Source organism: Streptomyces sp. NPDC048523 (assembly GCF_043199815.1).
Taxonomy (GTDB): domain Bacteria; phylum Actinomycetota; class Actinomycetes; order Streptomycetales; family Streptomycetaceae; genus Streptomyces.
The window spans coordinates 812,452-830,899 of sequence record NZ_JBICWQ010000002.1; the positions used below are offsets into that span (position 1 = coordinate 812,452).

Below are 18,448 nucleotides of genomic sequence, written 5' to 3' on the forward strand. Positions count from 1 at the left end.
GTGCCGCTCACTCTTGGGTACGACCTCGGGCACGAACGCATCCCCCTCGCTGCTGCCTGGTGGTGCCACCACCAGCACAACTTGCGGCTCCCCACGGCTATTCCGGCGCCCGCAGGCTCTTGCCCATGGCGATCGACACCACAGACCCCGTCCCCGATGCGCTCGACACCCCCCGGCTGTCGACGCGCGACAAGCTCGTCCTGTTCGTCCTGTGCGCCGCCCAGTTCATGGTCGCGCTGGACTTCTCCGTCCTGAACGTCGCCCTGCCCGTCCTCGGCGCCGACCTCGGCATGAGCCCCTCCGCCCTGCAGTGGGCGGTCACCGCGTTCGCGCTGCCGTCCGGCGGCTTCCTGCTCCTGTTCGGCCGCATCGGCGACCTGTACGGACGCCGGAAGCTGTTCCTCACGGGCCTGGCCCTCTTCGGCGCCGCCTCCGTGCTCGCGACCCTCGCCTGGGACCCGGCGTCCTTCCTCGCCGGACGCGCCCTGCAGGGCCTCGGCGCGGCGGCCATCGTGCCGACCGGCATGTCCCTGCTGACCACGACCTTCCCCGAGGGCCCGGCCCGCGACCGGGCCCTGGGCATCTCCGGCACCCTGCTCTCGCTCGGCTTCACGGTCGGCATGGTGGCCGGCGGCTCCCTCACCGACACTCTCGGCTGGCGCTCCACGATGGGGCTGCTCTCCCTGTTCGCCGTGATCGTGCTGCCCCTGGCCCCCGGCCTGCTGCCCGAATCCCGCACCCCGGACCGCCCCCGCCTGGACATCCCCGGCGCGGTCACGGTCACCGGCGGCCTGCTCTCCCTGATCTACGCCCTCTCGACGGCCGCCGACCACGGCTTCGGCCGTACGGACGTCCTCGTCACCCTGATCGCCGGCCTGCTGCTCCTCGCCGCCTTCGTCACGATCGAGTCCCGTACCGCACAACCCCTGGTGTCCCTGCCCATGCTGCGCCGCCGCACAGTGGCGTGGGGCAACATCGGCGGTCTGGTCACCTTCTCGATGATGTCGACGGTCGTCTTCGTGCTGACCCTCTACCTCCAGGAGGTCCTGCACCTGTCTGCCTTCGAGACCGGCCTGGTCTTCGGCGTGCAGGGCGTCCTGTCAGCGGTGGCCGGCACCTACGCCCCGAAGGTCATCGGCCGCTTCGGCCCGCGCCGCACACTGGTCGGCTCGCTCGTCGGCCAGGGCGCCCTGATCGCCGCCCTACTGGGCCTGGGCACCGGGAACTGGTCCGTCTGGCTCGCCACGGCCGCCGTCTCCCTGGCCAGCATGTGCCACCTCGGCGCGATCATCTCGTACGGCATCACCGTGACCTCCGGTGTCCCGGACCAGGAGCAGGGCCTGGCCACCGGCCTGGTCACCTCCACCCAGCAGGTCGGCCTCACCGTGGGCATCCCGCTGCTGGGCGTCCTCGCCACCACCTCGGACGACCTGCTGTCCGGCGTCCACACGGTCCTCGCCCTGGACACGGTCGTCGTGCTGGCGGCGGCCGCACTGGTCGCGGTGGGACTGCGGGTGCGCTCAGGGGCGGTCGAGGCGGAGCCGCTCGGCGCGCGGTAGACCGGCCACCACCAGGTCGTACGAGTCCTCGACGAGCTCCCGGACCAGACGGTCCGGGAGCTCGCCGTCGACGGTGACGGTGTTCCAGTGGCGCTTGTTCATGTGGTAGCCGGGAACGATCAGCCCGGGATGGTCGGCGCGCAGCCGAATCGCGTCCTCCGGGTCGCACTTGAGGTTGACCGTCAGGGGCCGCGCGTCCAGCGTGGTCAGGGCGAAGAGCTTGCCGAGCACCTTGAAGACGGAGACCTCCGGCCGGAAGGGGAAGTCCTCCACGGTCTCGTTGAAGGACAGGCACAGGGCGCGCAGCTCCTGGGGGGTCACTCGGACACCTTCTCCTCTTCGGCGGGTTCGAGGGCGCCCACCGGCTCCACAAGAACCGTCACGATCTTGTTCCGGCGCCCCGCGGCGGCCTCCGCGGTCAGCCGCAGTTCCCGCCCGTCCGGAAGTTCGACGACCGCCGACGCCCCGGCGATGGGAACGCGGCCCAGCGCCTTCGCCAGCAGCCCCCCGACGGTCTCCACGTCCTCGTCGTCGTACTCGTCCAGCCCGTACAACTCGCCCAGGTCGGTGATGTCGAGGCGGGCCGTGACCCGGTGACGGTCGTCGCCGAGGTCCTCCACGGGCGGCAGTTCCCGGTCGTACTCGTCGGTGATCTCGCCGACGATCTCCTCGAGGATGTCCTCGATGGTGACGATGCCGGCCGTGCCGCCGTACTCGTCGATGACGACGGCGACGTGGTTGCGGTCCTGCTGCATCTCGCGCAGCAGGTCACCGGCGTTCTTGGTGTCGGGCACGAAGGCCGCGGGCCGCATGGCGGTGGACACCAGCTCCGACTCCGCGTCCCGGCTGATGTGCGTCTTGCGGACCAGGTCCTTCAGATACACGATCCCCACGATGTCGTCCTCGCTCTCCCCGGACACGGGGATGCGCGAGAAGCCGGAACGCAACGCGAGGGTCAGCGCCTGCCGGATCGTCTTGTACCGCTCGATGACGACGAGGTCGGTGCGCGGCACCATGACCTCCCGCACCAGCGTGTCACCCAGTTCGAAGACGGAGTGCACCATCCGGCGCTCGTCGTCCTCGATCAGGGACTCCTTCTCGGCGAGGTCGACCAGAGCGCGCAGCTCCGCCTCGGAGGCGAACGGGCCCCGGCGGAAGCCCTTGCCGGGGGTGAGCGCGTTGCCGATGAGAATGAGCAACGACGGGATCGGCCCCATGATCCGGGCCAGCGGCAGCAGGACGTACGCCGCCGCGGTCGCCGTGTTGAGCGGATGCTGACGCCCGATGGTGCGCGGGGAGACACCCACCGCCACGTACGACACGAGCACCATGACCCCGATCGCGACCAGCAGGGCGCGGGTGGTGCCCGGGAACTCCTGGAGACAGGCGTAGGTGACCAGGGCGGCCGCCGCCATCTCGCAGGCGACGCGCACCAGCAGCGCCACGTTGAGATAGCGGGTCGGGTCGGCGGCGATCTGGGCGAGCTTGGCGCTGCCCCGCCGGCCGTTGCGTACGGCTTCCTCGGCGCGGAAGCTGGAGACGCGCGCGAGGCCCGCCTCCGCGCAGGCGGCGAGCCAGGCGACGACGACCAGGGCGATCGCGCCGGAGACGAGGGGCAGGCTCATGAGACGGTCGGCGCGGGGGACGGACCGGTGAGCCCCTTCTCCTGCCGCCAGCCGTCGACGATGGCCGCCTGCAGACCGAACATCTCGGCCTTCTCGTCAGGCTCCTCGTGGTCGTACCCGAGCAGATGCAGCACGCCGTGCACGGTGAGCAGTTGGAGCTCCTCGTCCATGGAGTGCTGCGTCTCGGCCTCCTCGCCCTGCCGCTTGGCGACCTCGGGACACAGCACGATGTCGCCGAGGAGGCCCTGCGGGGGTTCGTCGTCGTCCTTGCTGGGCGGCCTGAGCTCGTCCATCGGGAAGGACATGACGTCGGTGGGCCCCGGCAGGTCCATCCACTGGATGTGCAACTGCTCCATGGCGTCGTCGTCCACGACGATCACCGAGAGCTCGGAGAGCGGGTGGATGCGCATCCGCGCGAGCGCGTAGCGGGCGATGTCGAGGATCGCCTGCTCGTCGACCTCGGTTCCGGACTCGTTGTTGACGTCGATCGACATGGTGCTGGCTTGTCTACTTCCGCTTGTTCCGGCCGCCCTTGTGGGTGCCGTTCTCCGTACCGTTCTCGGTGTCGTACTTCTCGTACGCGTCGACGATACGGCCGACCAGCTTGTGCCGTACGACGTCCTGGGACGACAGGCGGGAGAAGTGCACGTCGTCCACACCCTCCAGGATGTCCTGCACCTGCCGCAGCCCGGACTTGGTGCCGTTCGGCAGGTCGACCTGCGTCACGTCACCGGTGATGACGATCTTCGAGTCGAAGCCGAGCCGGGTGAGGAACATCTTCATCTGCTCGGGGCTCGTGTTCTGGGCCTCGTCCAGGATGATGAAGGCGTCGTTCAGAGTGCGACCCCTCATGTACGCCAGCGGCGCCACCTCGATCGTCCCCGAAGCCATCAGCTTCGGGATCGAGTCCGGGTCCAGCATGTCGTGCAGGGCGTCGTACAGCGGGCGCAGATACGGGTCGATCTTCTCGTAGAGGGTGCCGGGCAGGAAGCCCAGCCGCTCTCCCGCCTCCACCGCCGGGCGGGTCAGGATGATGCGGTTGACCTGCTTGGACTGCAGGGCCTGCACCGCCTTCGCCATGGCGAGGTAGGTCTTGCCGGTACCGGCGGGGCCGATGCCGAAGACGATCGTGTGCTTGTCGATCGCGTCGACGTACCGCTTCTGGTTGAGGGTCTTGGGGCGGATGGTGCGGCCGCGCGAGGACAGGATGTTCTGCGTGAGCACCTCGGCCGGGGTCTCCTGGCCGTCGCTCGTCCCGTTCTCGCTCGCCCGCAGCATGGCGATCGAGCGTTCCACTGCGTCCTCCGTCATCGGCTGTCCGGTGCGGAGCACCAGCATCATCTCGTCGAACAGGCGCTGGACGAGGGCGACGTCCACCGCCGCGCCTGTCGCGCTGATCTCGTTGCCCCGGACATGGATGTCGGCCGCCGGGAAGGCCTTCTCGATCACGCGCAGGAGGGAGTCGCCCGACCCCAGGACCGAGACCATGGGGTGCTGGGCGGGGACGGTGAACTGTGCTCTCGCCTGCCCCTGCGCGGGGCTGTGACCTGTGGGTGTCTGAGTCATGGGCCGGCGATCAACGCCTGCGGTTCCTCCTCGTCATGGCCGCGCAGTGGAAGGCGGCCTCACGGTGTCAAGAGTACGACGGTGCACTGACAACGCCGTAGGGCTTTTCGACGGTCGGGGCGCCCTGTATGCAGCGGTGAGCCCTGCATGCTCCCCCGGGCCCCCGGAAAGAATGCGCTCACTGCATGCGTGTTCGAAGTCCGCGACCGTTCAAGACATCGACTGTTCGAAGAAGGAAGACCGTGCTGTTGCGTCTGCCCAGGTCCCTGTCCGAGGCACAGGAGTGTCTGACCGACGGGGCGGTACCCGTCGGCGGTGCCACGCTGGTGTGGGCTGCCTGGCAACGCGACGGCTTCCCGGAGCAGGCCGTGTCGCTGCGCGAGGTGCCGGAGGCGAACGTCCTCGGGGCCGGGGAGGTGGGGGCGGCGGTCCTGCTGCACCGGATCGACGAGCGGGTTCCGGAAGTGCTGCACCGGGCCGCGGCCGGCATCGGCACCGGGGCGGTGCGCCGGGCCGCCACGGTCGGCGGGAACCTCGTCGGCAGCACCTTGCGCTGTCTGCTGCCCGCGGCCCTCGTGCTGGGTGCCCGCGCGCGGGTGCTGGCGGCGGAGGGTCCCTTCGAGGCCGATCTCGCCGAGGTGCTCGCCAAGAAGCCGCTGCTGCTGAGCCTGCACTGGAGCGATCCGCTGGTCAGCGGCTACCGCAAGGTGGCCGAGGCCCCGGGCGGCCCGCCGCCCCTGGTCGTCGCCACGGCCGTCCACGCGGGCGACCGCCCCGTCCTGCGCGTCGCGGTCCGCGACGGCTACGACTTCCTGAGCGAGAGCGTGCCCTGCGACGCGGGCGCGGACAGCGTGCTCGACGCATTGAGCGGTACGCCGATCGGTGCGCTGCCGGCCGCGGCCCGCGGGGTGGTCCGGGAGCAGGTGGCGTCGGTACTGGAGCGAGCGGGCGGACACTGACGGGCCGACCTGTCGACGAGCCACACAGACAGGTCCACCAGTGCAGTTCTCACCCAACCCGACCCTCCGCAGCAATACCCCCGGCCCCCACCCCCGCCCCCACCCTCACGCCGACCGGCCGAACCCGATCGTCGGTACCGCCCGGCGCAGTGGCCAGGTCGGGGACTCCTCCTCCGGGACCAGGGCCGCCAGGAACGCGTACCGCCGCAGCGCGGTCGGGTCCTGGGAGGTGACGGACTGGACCTTGCGCCACCAGGCGCCGATCTCGGACCAGCCCGGCGCGGACAGGGAGCCGCCGAACTCCTGGACGGAGAGCGCGGCGGTCAGGCCGGCGAAGGCCAGCCGGTCCGCCAGCGGCCAGCCCGCGAGGGTGCCGGTGACGAAGCCGGCCACGAAGACGTCCCCGGCGCCGGTCGGGTCGAGCGCCTCGACCTCGATCGCCGGGACCTCCGCGGCCTCCCCGGTACGCCGGTCCACCGCGTACGCGCCCTCCGCGCCGAGGGTGACCACGGCGAGCGGCACATGCGCGGTGAGCGCGTGCGCGGCCTCGCGGGGGCAGGAGGCGCCGGTGTAGCGCATGGCCTCCTCCGCGTTCGGCAGGAAGGCCTCGCAGTGTTCGAGGTCGGCGAGGCCCGCGAGGTCCCAGGCGCCGGTCTCGTCCCAGCCGACGTCGGCGAAGATGCAGGTGCCCTTGCTCGCGGCCTGGGCGATCCAGGGGGCGCGTTTGCCCGGCTCCAGCGACGCGACGGCCGCACGCGCGCGTGGGGGGCAGTCCGGCGCGGGCTCCTCGGGGGGCGGCTCGTGGCCGTGGGAGACCATGGTGCGCTCGCCCTCGTAGGCCATCGACACGGTGACCGGGGAGTGCCAGCCGGGGACCCTGCGCGACGGGGAGAGGTCGATGCCCTCGCCGTGCTCCAGGGCGTCCCAGCAGTACTCGCCGTAGTGGTCGTCGCCGAAGGCCGCGGCCAGCGAGGTGCGCAGCCCGAGCCTGGCCAGGGCCGTCGCCATGTTCGCGACGCCGCCGGGGCTCGACCCCATCCCGCGGGCCCAGGACTCGGTCCCGCGCACCGGGGCGGAGTCGAGTCCGGTGAAGACGATGTCGAGGAAGACGGGGCCCGTGAGGTACACGTCCCAGGGCGGGTCGTCCGGCGTGCGCAGGGCGGCCAGCGGGTCGACCCGGGGCCGGTCGCGGTGGTGCTTGCCGGCGGACGAGGCGGAGGCGGTGGAGGCGGTGGAGGCGATCACGGTGCGCTCCCTGACGTGGTGCGGATCAGGCCAGTCTGCACCACAGCACCGACAACCCGCCGCTGTCACACGGGATACGGCTCCTGACAGGCTCTTGACACTAAATCCATGGGGGGTCAGCATTCAGAAACTCCCCCTTCATCAGCTGGGTAGCCCCACGTCAGGGCGATGTTTACGTAAACATCAAGAAGTGAGAATCGAGCAATCGAACAATGGAGTTCGTGTGAATCGCCTCCGCTCCCGCACCCGTCTGCGCGCCTTCCTGGTCGCAGCACTCCTCGCGCCACTGCTGACCGTTTCCCATGGCGCATCCGCCGCCACGAACGACTTCCGCGGAGTCAACTGGGCGGACAGCCGCGACAATTACGTGGACGGCTGGGTGATCCCGACTGGCCTCACGGCCGGGGACAGCTATGACAGCGTCCGCTCCAAGGCCGACGGCATCATCAGCGGTTTCCAGCAGCAGCTCGGCGCGAACACCGTGCGGCTGCCGATCAACCCGCAGAGCGTCAACTCGGACTGGTGGGCGCGGTACAAGGGCGCCGCCGACTCGGCCCTGTCCCACGGCATGAAGGTCATCTTCGGCTACTGGGAAGCGAACAAGGACGGCAAAGTCGATGACCTGAACGCATGGAACACCATGTGGGACAAGGTCATCAGCGACTACGGCAGCAACGGCAACGTCTACTTCGAACCGATGAACGAGCCGTTCGGTTACAGCCTGAACGACTGGGTGTCGCTCTGCTCGACGTGGCTGTCCCGGCATTCGAGCACCCCCCGCGGGCGGGTCCTCATCAGCGGCACCGGTTACAACGACAACGTCACGGGCGTCGGAGCGGCGAGCGCCCTGAACGGCACGCTGCTGTCGCTGCACTTCTACGGATACTGGGCCTCGGACACCACCCGCTCGGCGTGGACCACCAACCTGAGCAACCGGCTCGGCTCGTACTCGTCCCGCACCATCATCGACGAGGCCGGTGCCCCGATGACGACCGGGCTGAACTACTACGGCGGGAACCAGGACGGCAACACCTTCACCGCGTACTTCGCCGCCACCACGGACCTGACGAGGTCCCGTCAGATGGGCGTCGTCTACTGGCCCGGCCTGCGCTCGGGCGACACCTATTCGATCACCCGGCAGAGCGGCAGCGGACTCGCGGTGAACAACTCCTCGGGCGTGGCACAACTGCGCTGGGGCTGGGGCCTGTAACCGGACAGACGGCCGAGGGTGCTTTCCGCCCCGCCTTGATGTCCTTCGTCACGACCGTGCGCCCCGACGGATGCCCGCACTCGGCAACCGTCGGGGCCGTGACCTCCTGCCGGCGCCACCAGCGAGGCACGGCTGCTACCAGCGAGGCACGGCAGGGGTCTCCCATCCCGGCTCGGCGACCCGCATCGCCGCCGCGTCGTCGCGCTCCCGCAGCGATCCGTCGTCGTCGAGCCACCGCCGGTGCAGGAACTCCACCTTCTCCCGGTCGAGTGCGACACCGAGTCCGGGCTCGTCGGAGACCCGTACGGCCCCGTCCTCGAAGACCAGCCGCTCGGTCAGCACATCCTCCGACTGCCACGGGTAGTGCGAGTCGCAGGCGTGGTGAAGGTTCGGCACGGTGGACGCCACGTGGGTCATCGCGGCCAGTGAGATGCCCAGATGGGTGTTGGAGTGCATGGACACCCCCACCCCGAAGGTCCGGCAGATCGCGGCGAGTTGCTGGGTGTTCCGCAGTCCGCCCCAGTAGTGGTGGTCGGAGAGGACCACCTGGACGGCGTCCCGGGCGAACGCCTCCTTGATCTCCGCGAAGGTCGTCACACACATGTTGGTGGCCAGCGGCACGTCGGTCCCGGCGGACACCTCGGCCATGGCGGCGGTCCCCAGCGCGGGATCCTCCAGATACTCCAGGACGTCCCCGAGTTCCCGGGCCACCCTCAGTGAAGTCGCCACGCTCCAGGCCCCGTTGGGATCGAGCCGCAGGGGGTGCCCGGGGAACGCCTCGGCAAGGGCCCTGACCGCCGCGATCTCCTCGTCCGGCGGAAAGACGCCGCCCTTGAGCTTGAAGGACGTGAAGCCGTACCGCTCGGTGAACAGCCGGGCCTGTTCCACCACTCCCGCGGGGTCGAGGGCCGCCCCCCAGTCGTCCTTCTCGGAGGCGACGCCCTCGGGATGGGCGGCCCACTTGTAGAACAGGTACGCGCTGTAGTCGACCGAGTCCCGCACCTTGCCCCCGAGCAGCGCGTGCACGGGCAGCCCGAGCGTCTTGCCCAGCGCGTCGAGACAGGCCACCTCGAAGCCGGAGACGACGGACAGGCGCAGCTTGTCGGCGGTCTGCACGCCCCGCAGCCCGCCGACGTCGACCTGCCCGGAGACCCGGGAGGAATCGACCGCCACCTGGTCCGCGACCGTGAACAGTCCGTTGAGATCGCCTGCCTGACGCCCGATCAGTTTCGCGGCGAACGGCCGGGCCAGCTCCAGGTACTTGGTGTCGCCGTACGTCTCCCCGACGCCCACGACCCCGTCCGCGGTTTCGACCTCGACGATCAGCCGGGGTGTGTAGGGCTGATGCACGCCCTGGGTGTTGAGCAGCGGCGGATCGGCGACGAGGATCGGCGTCAACCGGACATCGGTGATCGTGAGGTTCACAGGGCGGCCCCTACGAGGTCGAGACCGGTGGTCAGCAGCCGGCGGAGGTCCGTCAGGTCGGCGTGGGACGGATCGGTGAGCGGCGCGCGCACGGGTCCGACCGGACGTCCCCGCAGCCGTGCCGCCGCCTTCACCAGCGACACGGCGTATCCGGGCACCCGGTCGCGGAGCTCGACGAGCGGTACGTAGAAGTCGCGCAGCAGTTTCTCGACCGTGCCGTCGCCCCGGTCGCCGTCGCGCAGGGCGTTGAAGAAGGCGTCGGCGATCTCGGGGGCGAAGGCGTGGACGGCCGAGGAGTAGGCGGGGACGCCGACGGTGGCGTAGGCGCGGGCCTGGATCTCGGCGGTGGAGGCGCCGTTGAAGAACAGGAAGCCCTCGGGGGCGGCGAGGGTGAGGCGCTGGAGCCGGTCGAGGTCGCTGTGTCCGTCCTTGAGCCCGATGACTCCGGGGATCCCGGTGATGCGCTTGAACGCGCCTACCCCGAACGCGACTTGGCCGCGCTGGTAGGCGATGAGCGGCAGCCCGGTCCGCGCCGCGATCTGCTCCAGCTGGGCGACCAGGCCGTCCTGCGGGGCGGCGACCAGATAGTGCGGGAGGACCAGCAGGGCGTCGGCTCCCGCTTCCTCGGCGATCCGGGCGAAGCGGACGGCCTGCGCCCAGCCGTAGCCGATGCCGGCGACGACGGGCACCCGCCCGCCGGCCTCCTCGACCGTGATGGTGACGACCTGCCGGTACTCGTCCTCGTCCAGGGAGAAGAACTCACCGGTGCCGCAGGCGGGGAAGACCGCGCCGGGAGCCGTGGCGATCTGGGCGGCGACGTGGGCGCGGAAGCCGTCCGGGTCGAGGGTGCCGTCGTCGTGGAAGCTCGTGAGCGGGAACGACAGCACGCCGCGTGCCATGCCGTCCCGCAGTCGTCGGGCCGTGTCCGGGTCCGGAGTCACCCTCATCTCCCTATGTAGACAAAATCTACGTATGAAGATGGAGATTAGGTAGGCGAATCCCGTCCGTCAATGGGTCGGTGTCAGGTTTGAGGGGCCGATTACGATCGGTGCATGTCAGAGACAGGGGCCGAGCGCCCGGAGACCGGCGGTGTCCGCGAGGTGAAGTCGGCGGCCCGCACGGTAGAGCTCCTCGAGCTGCTGGCCGCGCGCGGCGACCGCCCGGCACGGCTCCAGGAGCTCGCGGACGCACTGGGCGTGCCGCGCAGTTCGATGTACGCGCTGCTCCAGACCCTGATCTCGCGCGGCTGGGTCCGCACCGACGTCACCGGCTCGCTCTACGGCATCGGCATCCACGCCCTGCTCACCGGCACGAGCTATCTGGACTCCGACCCGCGCGTCCGGGTCGTACGGCCCTATCTCGACGAGGCGTCCCAGGCGCTGGGCGAGACGATCCACATGGGGCGGCTGGACGGCCGGGACGTGGCCTATCTGGCGACGCGCGAGTCGCACGAGTACCTGCGGACCATCAGCCGGGTCGGCCGGCGGCTGCCCGCGCATGTCGGCGCGCTGGGCAAGGCGCTGCTGGCCGAGTGGCCCGACGAAAGGCTCCCCGAGGGGCCGTACGAGGCACTCACCCCGAACTCCCACACCACCCGCGAGTCCCTGCTGGCCGACCTCGCCGAGGTGCGCGCCCGCGGCTACTCGGTCGACCGGGAGGAGGGCGTCCTCGGCATCGTCGGCTTCGGCTTCGCCCTGCGCTACGACTCCCCCGCGCAGGACGCCGTCAGCTGCTCGGTCCCGGTCGCCCGGCTGACGCCGGACCACGAACAGCAGATCATCGCGGTGATGCGCGAGATCAGAAGCAAGATCGAGGCGACGGCACCGGGTGCGGGGGGCGCTCCCAGCTGGCGTTAGGGGCGGGCCGGGAACGACCGCTTCTACCCGGCTTCCCTCAGCCCAAACGGCACGTGATCCACATCACGCGACCCGGTCTTCTTCCCCAACCGTGTGCTTGATACAAATTCCTCGCGCGTTCCTGTCCGTCGACGGCCTGCGCCCAACCCCCTTTTCGAGCCGCTTCTTTCGCATGCCCTGGGAACGCCCGTGTCCGCCCCTCGCTCCACCCTGCCCTGGCCCCTCATTGCCCTTTTCACGGCCGGGTACCTCGCCCCCTACCTCCTGCCGACGACCGTCGGCAGACTCGACTCCGGGCTCGCGCTCACCGCTACCGAGGCGGGTGCCGTCGGCAGCGCGCTGCTGCTGAGTTCGGCGGCGGCGGGCTTCCTGCTCGCCTCCCGCGTCGACCGCGTCGGCCCCCGCACGCTCGCCCGCGTCGGTCTCGTCCTCGCCGTCCTCGGCTACGGGGGCGCCGCCCTCGCCCACGCCGTCCCGGCCGTCGTCGTGGGCGCCCTGATCGGCGGCTTCGGCTCCGGTACGGCGACGGCGGTGGCCGCCACCGGCATCGCCGCCCAGCCGGACCCGCACCGCGCCACCACGGTCGGCCTGCTCGGCGTCTCCGCACTCGCCGGTGCCGTCTACCTGACCGTCCCGCACCTGGGCTCCGGCCACGGCCAGCCCCTCGCCGCGATCGCCCTGACCGCACTGGCGGTCTGGCCCCTGACGAGCCGGCTCCCCCGGCGCACGGCCCCCGCCCGGAGCCGGGAGCCCCGCACCCCGCTCCCCCACCTCCGCGCCGGCCTCCTCCTCGCCGCGACCCTCCCCTGCTGGTCTCTCGCCCAGAACGCCCTCTGGGGCGTCAGCGGCCGCATCGGCCTCACCCAGGCCCATCTCTCCGAGGCGACGGTCGGCGCGGTATTCGCGATCGCGCTCGGCGCGGGCCTGCTGGGCGTCGTCGGCGCGGGCGCCCTCGGCCCCCGGCTGGGCCGCGCACTCCCCATCGGCGGCGGCACGGTCCTCATCGCCGCCTGCATCACCCTGAGCGCCTCCGCGAGCGACCTGACGTCCTTCGCGACCGGCGAGATCGCCTGGAACACGCTCTACCCGATCGTCCTGTCGTACGTGATCGGCCTGGCCGCCTCCCTGGACCCCCGGGGCCGCTGGGCGGTCCTGGTCGGCTCGGCGTCGTCACTGGGCACGGCAGCGGGTCCCCTGACGGGAAGCCTGCTCGCATCCGAGGCCGGCTTCCCCGTGATGGGCACGGTCCTGGCAGCGGGCCTGCTGCTGATCGCCGTACCCATGACGGCGGTGGCGATGGGCGCGGGCAGGCGCACACTGCCGGTGGTGGAGATCCAGGTGGAGACCCAGGCCTACGACAAGGCGACGGCGGCGTAAGGCGCCCCTTCAGGGGGCGCGGGGCTGTGTCGATATGCGGCTCCGCCGCGCGGGCGCGACCAGCCACGAAGCACCCGCACCCGACAACGCACCTCAGAACTCGTAAGCCTCGACCTCCGCCAGATACCGGGCCCGCAGCTCCTCATCGTGCTCCAAGAAGGACGCGAGGAAGGAGTTGCGGGCCAGCTCCCGCAGCCGCTCCTCACTCAGTCCCAGAGCCTGCTGAACGGCCTCGAAGTTGTCCCCCGCATAACCCCCGAAGTACGCCGGGTCGTCGGAGTTCACCGTGCACATCAACCCCGCATCCAGCATCGCGGGCAACGGATGATCGCCCATCACGTCAACCGTCCGCAGCCGCACATTGGACAGCGGGCACAAGGTCAGCGGCACCCGGTCCCGCACCAGCCGCGCGACCAGCTCCGGCGACTCCACGCACCGCAGCCCGTGGTCGATCCGCTCCACCCCGAGGACATCCAGCGCCTCGACGATGTACTCCGGCGGCCCCTCCTCCCCGGCGTGGGCCACCCGCCGCAGCCCCAGGGCCGCGGCGGCCTCGTACACCTCGCGGAACTTCACCGGCGGATGCCCCACCTCGGCGGAGTCGAGCCCGACCCCGACGATCCGGTCGAGGTACGGCTTCGCGGCCTCCAGCGTCCGAAGGGCCGACTCGGCGGACTCGTCCCGCAGGAAGCACATGATCAGCTGCGTCGAGACGCCATGGTTCTGCGAGCTGCTGCCCAGCGCCCGCCACAGCCCCTCCACCACGGTCCCCATCTCCACGCCCCGCGCACTGTGCGCCTGCGGATCGAAGAAGATCTCCGCGTGCCGCACCCCCTGCGCGGCGGCCCGGGCGAGGTAGGCGTTCGCCAGGTCCTCGAAGTCCCGCTCGGTGCGCAGGACGGCCATGAGCTCGTAGTACAGGTTCAGAAAGGACTGGAGATCCTCGAACCGGTACGCCTCGCGGAGTTCGTCCGTGGTGGTGTACGGCAGCTCGACGCCGTTGCGCGCGGCCAGCTCAAAAGCCAGCTCCGGTTCCAGGGTGCCTTCGATGTGCAGGTGCAGTTCAGCTTTGGGGAGGGACATCAAAGCATCGTACGGCCGTTTTACCGCCGTTTCGGAACCGGCACCCTCAGGAGGTCGTGGGCCACGGTCAGCTCGCCCTCGTACCCGGCCGCCCGCGCCTGCCGTTCGAACTCCGCCGGCTCGGAGTAGCGCTGGCTGAAGTGGGTGAGCACGAGATGCCGTACGCCGGCGTCCCGGGCGACCGTCGCGGCCTGACCGGCGGTCAGGTGGCCGTGCTCCACGGCCAGTTGCTCGTCCTCGTCGAGGAAGGTCGACTCGATGACGAGCAGGTCGCAGCCGTCCGCGAGGGCGTGGACGCCGTCGCACAGGCGGGTGTCCATGACGAACGCGAACCGCTGGCCCCGGCGGACCTCGCTGACGTCGTCGAGGAGGACGCCGTTCAGGGAGCCTTCCTTTTGGATCCGTCCGACGTCGGGTCCCTCGATGCCGTGCGCGGTGAGGCGGTCGGGGAGCATGCGGCGGCCGTCCGGTTCCGTGAGGCGGTAGCCGTAGGACTCGACGGGGTGGGAGAGCCGGCGGGCCTCCAGCGTGTAGCCGCCGGTCCGCGCGAGCACCCCGTCGGCCGCGACCGGTGCCTCGGTGAGCTGAACCGTCTCCCGGTACGCCGTCGCGTACCGCAGCCGGTCGAAGAAGCGCTGCCCCGACTCCGGGTAGTGGGCGGTGACCTGGTGCGGGACCCGGTCGAGGTTGATGCGCTGGATCACGCCGGCGAGGCCGAGGGAGTGGTCGCCGTGGAAGTGGGTGACACAGATCCGGTGGAGGTCGTGGGCGGCCACCCCGGCGCGCAGCATCTGGCGCTGGGTGCCCTCGCCGGGGTCGAAGAGGAGGCCCTCGCCGTCCCAGCGCAACAGGTAGCCGTTGTGGTTGCGGTGCCTCGTGGGGACCTGGCTGGCGGTGCCGAGGACGACCAATTCACGTACGGACACGGGGATTTACCCGGGGGGCCAGTGGAGGCCGCGGCCGCCGATCACATGGGCGTGGGCGTGCCAGACCGTTTGTCCGGCGCCGGTGCCCGTGTTGAAGACGGTGCGGTAGCTCTCCAGCTTTTCCTGTTCCGCGACGGCCTCGGTCGCCCGGAGGACGTCCGCGGCCAGTTCCGGGGCGGCGGTGGCGAGGGCGGCGGCGTTCTCGTAGTGGGCCTTGGGGATGACGAGGACGTGGGTGGGGGCCTGGGGGTTGATGTCCCTGAAGGCGACGGTGGTGTCCGTCTCCCGGACGATCGTGGCCGGGATCTGGCCTTCGACGATCTTGCAGAACAGGCAGTCGCCCTGGGGTTCCCCTGGCATGGTGTTCCTTTCGCCTCGGATCTCGGGGGCATCTTAGTCAGGCAGAGTCGGCGGAATCTTGGCAGGAGCGCTGTCCAGTGCCTCCAGGGCGATCCTCACCGCCTCGTCCAGCTGGGCGTCCCGGCCCGCCGCGTAGTCCTGCGGCCGCTGGAGGACCTCCACGTCCGGGTCGACCCCGTGGTTCTCGACGCCCCACTCGTAGCCCTCCAGCCAGAAGGCGTACTTCGGCTGGGTGATCAGCGTGCCGTCGACCAGGCGGTAGCGGCTGTCGATCCCGATGACCCCGCCCCACGTGCGGGTGCCGACGACCGGGCCGATGTCCAGCGCCTTGATCGCCGCGTTGACGATGTCGCCGTCGGAGCCGGAGAACTCGTTGGCCACGGCGACGACCGGGCCCCTCGGCGCGTCGCGCGGGTAGCTGTACGGGGTCATCCCCCGCGGTACCGCCCAGCCGACGATCCGGCGGGCCAGCTTCTCGACGACAAGTTGGGAGGTGTGGCCGCCGCGGTTCTCGCGCACGTCGACCACCAGGCCCTCGCGGGCCACCTCGACGCGCAGATCGCGGTGGATCTGGGCCCAGCCGGGGGCCTGCATGTCCGGGACGTGCAGATACCCGAGCCGTCCGCCGGACTTCTCGTGCACGTAGGCGCGACGGTCGGCGACCCAGGCGTGGTAGCGCAGGGGCTCCTCGTCGGAGACCGGGACGACCACGGCGTGGCGCAGGTCGCCGCCGCCGGACGGGGAGACGGTGAGTTCGATCGGCCGGCCGGCCGTGCCGACCAGGAGCGGGCCGGGGCCGGTGACCGGGTCGACCGGCCGGCCGCCGACCGCGACGATCGCGTCCCCGGCACGCACCGCGACGCCGGGTGCGGCGAGCGGGGAGCGGGCGGCGGGGTCGGAGGTCTCGGTCGGCAGGATGCGGTCGATGCGCCACTGGGCCGAGCCCTGGGGGCCGTCGTCGTGGCGGGAGATGTCCGCGCCGAGCAGGCCCTGCCGGGGGCCGTGACCGCCGTGGCCGCCGCGGGGGGTGACGTAGGCGTGGGAGGTGCCGAGTTCGCCGTGCACCTCCCACAGGAGGTCGACGAGGTCGTCGTGGGTGGCCAGGCGGTCAAGGACCGGGCGGTAGCGGTCCAGGACGCCGTTCCAGTCGACGCCGCTCATGTCGGGCCGCCAGAAGTGGTCCCGCATGATGCGGCCGGTCTCCTCGTACATCTGCCGCCACTCGGCCGACGGGTCGACGGTCTGCCGGATGCGGCCGAGGTCGACGGAGATGTTCGTGTCGCTGTCGTCGTCGCTCGAGGCACGGCGGTCGCTCGGTACGACCTTCAGACGGCCGTCGGTCCACAGCAGGACCCGCTTGCCGTCGCCGCTGACGGCGAAGTGGTCGGCGTCGGCGGCGAGGTGTTCGAGGCGCTGCTGGGCGAGGTCGTAGCGCTGGAGGTCGGTCTTGGGGTCGGGGTCGTCGGGGGTGGCCCGGGAGGAGCCGAGGACACCCTGGACGGGGTGGCGCAGCCACAGCACGCCGTCCTTGGCCGCGCGCAGGTTGGAGTAGCGGCCGGCCTCCACCGGGAAGGGCACGATCCGGTCGGCGAGCCCTTCCAAGTCGATACGGGTGGCCGGGGTGCCCTCGCTGTCGGGGGTCTCGTCCTTGTCGGGGGCCTCGAAGGGGCGGCCGTGGCGCTGCGGGCCGAAGGGGGACGGGGTGGTCGCGGCCAGGGTGATCAGGTGCGGGCGGTCGCCGACCACGAAGGCGAGGTCGAAGACGTGCTCGTCGTAGACGGGGTCGAAGGAGCGGTTGGACAGGAAGGCCAGGTGCTTGCCGTCGAGGGTGAAGGCGGGGGCGTAGTCCTGGAAGCGCAGCGGGGTCGCCTCGGTGACCGACAGGTCGGTGGTGTTGGCGAGGCGGAGCTGGCAGAGCGGGGCGGGGCCGGGGTGCGACCAGGCGAGCCAGGCCGAGTCCGGCGAGAAGGTCAGGCCCCGTACGTCGCCGTCGTCGCTGCGGTCGACCTCGCGGACCTCGCCGGTCTCCCGCTCGACGAGCAGCACGCGGCCGTCGTGCGCGGCGACCGCGGCCCGGCTGCCGTCGGGGGCCATGGCGAGACCCAGGACGCGGCCGAGCTGTCCGGCGGCGAGGCGGCGCGGGGTGGCGCCGGGGGCGAGTCCGGTGGCGGGCGCGAACTCCAGGGCGTCGTCGCCCTCCGCGTCCGTCACCCACACCACCCACTCCTCGCCCTCGGTGCGGAAGGTGCGCGGCAGCCGGGCCCGGACGCCGGGTTCGGCGGCCAGCGCGCGGGCCGGGCCCGAGCGGTGGGTGACCCAGTGGACGGCTCCGCGTACGGCGACCGCGCTGCCGCGCGCGGTGTGGTCGGGGGCGGCCGAGCCGAACCAGCGGGAGGCGTCCACGGGGAACGGCTGCCGGTCGGCGCGCTGTCCGCCGAGCCGGACCTCCAGGCGGCGCGGTTCGGCGCCGTCGAGGTCGTCGAGGATCCACAGCTCGCCGGCGGAGGTGTAGACGATCCGGGTGCCGTCGCCCGCCGCGTGCCGGGCGTAGTAGCCGTCGAGGGGGGTGTGCCGGCGCAGGTCGGAGCCGTCGGCGAGGGAGGAGTAGACGGCCCCGGTGCCCTCGTGGTCGGAGAGGAAGGCGATCCGGTCGCCCGCCCACACGGGGTACTCCAGGTTTCCGTCCAACTCCTCATGCAGGCGTACGAATTCGCCGTCGCCCTCGGGATCGATCCACAACTTGCCCGCCGTACCGCCCCGGTACCGCTTCCACCAGGCGGCCTCGCGGCCCATGGGCGCGGAGAGGATCACGGTCGCCGGGCCGTGGGCGACATGGCCGACGGGGCCGTACGGCAGGGTGGTGCCGGGGCCGCCGTCGAGCGGGACGGTGTGCGCCCAGCTGCGGCGCAGGCTGGCCTGGCCGTGCGTGGTGATCGCGAGGACCTCGCCGTCCGGGGTCCAGCCGCGCACCTGCGTGCGTGCGCTGCCCCAGTGGGTCAGCCTTCTGGCCGGTCCGCCGTCGGCCGGGGCGATGTGCACCTCGGGGGCGCCGTCGCGGGCGGAGGTCCAGGCGACGGTGGTGCCGTCGGGCGAGATACGGGGGTGGGTGACCGGCACGTTGTCCGCGCTGACCCGCCAGGCGCGCCCGCCGTCGAGCGGCGCGAGCCACACGTCGTCCTCGGCGGTGAAGGCCACCAACTCGCCCCGCAGGTGCGGAAACCGGAGATATGCAGACGTCGCAGGCTGTGTCACCCGAT

General features: G+C 71.4%; 16 protein-coding genes. 5 read left to right on the top strand and 11 right to left on the bottom strand.

Going from position 1 to position 18,448, the window contains the following annotated elements; translation table 11 throughout:
- Positions 1-125 precede the first annotated feature (125 nt).
- Positions 126-1,559 (top strand): MFS transporter, encoded by a 1,434-nt coding sequence (locus ACGFWE_RS12640; RefSeq protein WP_352383799.1) that lies wholly within the window; start codon positions 126-128, stop codon positions 1,557-1,559.
- Here ACGFWE_RS12640 and ACGFWE_RS12645 read toward each other — a convergent pair.
- From ACGFWE_RS12645 to ACGFWE_RS12660, 4 genes are read right to left on the bottom strand one after another with little or no spacing between them, the layout of a single operon-like run.
- Entirely contained in the window at positions 1,521-1,880 is a 360-nt protein-coding gene (locus ACGFWE_RS12645; RefSeq protein ID WP_352383801.1) for an MmcQ/YjbR family DNA-binding protein, read from the bottom strand. The two genes, ACGFWE_RS12640 and ACGFWE_RS12645, sit on opposite strands and share 39 nt — an antisense overlap.
- The gene (locus tag ACGFWE_RS12650; protein WP_352383803.1) at positions 1,877-3,184 is read right to left on the bottom strand and encodes a hemolysin family protein; all 1,308 of its coding nucleotides are present in this window, start codon (positions 3,182-3,184) and stop codon (positions 1,877-1,879) included. The genes ACGFWE_RS12645 and ACGFWE_RS12650 overlap by 4 nt, the downstream gene beginning before the upstream one ends.
- A complete protein-coding gene (gene ybeY, locus ACGFWE_RS12655) occupies positions 3,181-3,678 on the bottom strand; it encodes an rRNA maturation RNase YbeY (RefSeq protein ID WP_393599760.1) in 498 nt (165 codons plus the stop codon). Before ybeY ends, ACGFWE_RS12650 begins: the two co-directional genes overlap by 4 nt.
- 13 nt (positions 3,679-3,691) lie before the next feature.
- Positions 3,692-4,750: a PhoH family protein gene (locus tag ACGFWE_RS12660; RefSeq protein ID WP_352383807.1), complete on the bottom strand. Its 1,059-nt coding sequence runs from the start codon at positions 4,748-4,750 to the stop codon at positions 3,692-3,694.
- A gap of 242 nt (positions 4,751-4,992) precedes the next feature.
- Here ACGFWE_RS12660 and ACGFWE_RS12665 point away from each other — a divergent pair, with 242 nt between their 5' ends.
- Positions 4,993-5,709 carry an FAD binding domain-containing protein gene (locus tag ACGFWE_RS12665; protein ID WP_352383809.1) on the top strand — a complete coding sequence of 239 codons (717 nt, stop codon included), beginning with the start codon at positions 4,993-4,995 and terminating at the stop codon, positions 5,707-5,709.
- Between the two features lie 105 nt (positions 5,710-5,814).
- On the opposite strand, the gene ACGFWE_RS12670 is transcribed toward ACGFWE_RS12665, so the two are convergent.
- Positions 5,815-6,954 carry a carbohydrate kinase family protein gene (locus tag ACGFWE_RS12670; RefSeq protein WP_393599763.1) on the bottom strand — a complete coding sequence of 380 codons (1,140 nt, stop codon included), beginning with the start codon at positions 6,952-6,954 and terminating at the stop codon, positions 5,815-5,817.
- Between the two features lie 223 nt (positions 6,955-7,177).
- On the opposite strand from ACGFWE_RS12670, the gene ACGFWE_RS12675 reads away from it, so the two are divergent.
- Positions 7,178-8,164 (top strand): cellulase family glycosylhydrolase, encoded by a 987-nt coding sequence (locus ACGFWE_RS12675; protein WP_352383811.1) that lies wholly within the window; start codon positions 7,178-7,180, stop codon positions 8,162-8,164.
- A gap of 135 nt (positions 8,165-8,299) precedes the next feature.
- Here ACGFWE_RS12675 and ACGFWE_RS12680 read toward each other — a convergent pair whose 3' ends face one another.
- Together ACGFWE_RS12680 and ACGFWE_RS12685 are read right to left on the bottom strand one after the other, a co-directional pair.
- Positions 8,300-9,589 carry a glucarate dehydratase family protein gene (locus ACGFWE_RS12680; RefSeq protein WP_352383813.1) on the bottom strand — a complete coding sequence of 430 codons (1,290 nt, stop codon included), beginning with the start codon at positions 9,587-9,589 and terminating at the stop codon, positions 8,300-8,302.
- Positions 9,586-10,488, bottom strand: coding sequence for a 5-dehydro-4-deoxyglucarate dehydratase (locus tag ACGFWE_RS12685; protein WP_393600203.1), 903 nt, complete (start codon positions 10,486-10,488; stop codon positions 9,586-9,588). The genes ACGFWE_RS12680 and ACGFWE_RS12685 overlap by 4 nt, the downstream gene beginning before the upstream one ends.
- A gap of 153 nt (positions 10,489-10,641) precedes the next feature.
- Here ACGFWE_RS12685 and ACGFWE_RS12690 point away from each other — a divergent pair, with 153 nt between their 5' ends.
- Positions 10,642-11,445 (top strand): IclR family transcriptional regulator, encoded by an 804-nt coding sequence (locus ACGFWE_RS12690; RefSeq protein WP_352383817.1) that lies wholly within the window; start codon positions 10,642-10,644, stop codon positions 11,443-11,445.
- 189 nt (positions 11,446-11,634) lie between these two features.
- Positions 11,635-12,822 (top strand): MFS transporter, encoded by a 1,188-nt coding sequence (locus ACGFWE_RS12695; protein WP_352383819.1) that lies wholly within the window; start codon positions 11,635-11,637, stop codon positions 12,820-12,822.
- 93 nt (positions 12,823-12,915) lie between these two features.
- Here ACGFWE_RS12695 and ACGFWE_RS12700 read toward each other — a convergent pair whose 3' ends face one another.
- From ACGFWE_RS12700 to ACGFWE_RS12715, 4 genes are read right to left on the bottom strand one after another with little or no spacing between them, the layout of a single operon-like run.
- Positions 12,916-13,905 (bottom strand): adenosine deaminase, encoded by a 990-nt coding sequence (locus ACGFWE_RS12700; protein WP_393599766.1) that lies wholly within the window; start codon positions 13,903-13,905, stop codon positions 12,916-12,918.
- A 20-nt stretch (positions 13,906-13,925) separates the two neighbouring features.
- Positions 13,926-14,831, bottom strand: coding sequence for a ribonuclease Z (locus tag ACGFWE_RS12705; protein ID WP_393599767.1), 906 nt, complete (start codon positions 14,829-14,831; stop codon positions 13,926-13,928).
- 6 nt (positions 14,832-14,837) lie between these two features.
- A complete protein-coding gene (locus ACGFWE_RS12710) occupies positions 14,838-15,191 on the bottom strand; it encodes a histidine triad nucleotide-binding protein (protein ID WP_352383825.1) in 354 nt (117 codons plus the stop codon).
- A 33-nt stretch (positions 15,192-15,224) separates the two neighbouring features.
- The gene (locus tag ACGFWE_RS12715; protein ID WP_393599769.1) at positions 15,225-18,443 is read right to left on the bottom strand and encodes a S41 family peptidase; all 3,219 of its coding nucleotides are present in this window, start codon (positions 18,441-18,443) and stop codon (positions 15,225-15,227) included.
- Between the last annotated feature and the right edge of the window lie 5 nt (positions 18,444-18,448).

Coding starts and splice junctions, on each gene's coding strand:
- ybeY (WP_393599760.1), bottom strand. CDS start 3,678: ATGTCGATCGACGTCAACAACGAGTCCGGAACCGAGGTCGACGAGCAG.
- ACGFWE_RS12700 (WP_393599766.1), bottom strand. CDS start 13,905: ATGTCCCTCCCCAAAGCTGAACTGCACCTGCACATCGAAGGCACCCTG.
- ACGFWE_RS12690 (WP_352383817.1), top strand. CDS start 10,642: ATGTCAGAGACAGGGGCCGAGCGCCCGGAGACCGGCGGTGTCCGCGAG.
- ACGFWE_RS12650 (WP_352383803.1), bottom strand. CDS start 3,184: ATGAGCCTGCCCCTCGTCTCCGGCGCGATCGCCCTGGTCGTCGTCGCC.
- ACGFWE_RS12640 (WP_352383799.1), top strand. CDS start 126: ATGGCGATCGACACCACAGACCCCGTCCCCGATGCGCTCGACACCCCC.
- ACGFWE_RS12660 (WP_352383807.1), bottom strand. CDS start 4,750: ATGACTCAGACACCCACAGGTCACAGCCCCGCGCAGGGGCAGGCGAGA.
- ACGFWE_RS12710 (WP_352383825.1), bottom strand. CDS start 15,191: ATGCCAGGGGAACCCCAGGGCGACTGCCTGTTCTGCAAGATCGTCGAA.
- ACGFWE_RS12685 (WP_393600203.1), bottom strand. CDS start 10,488: ATGGCACGCGGCGTGCTGTCGTTCCCGCTCACGAGCTTCCACGACGAC.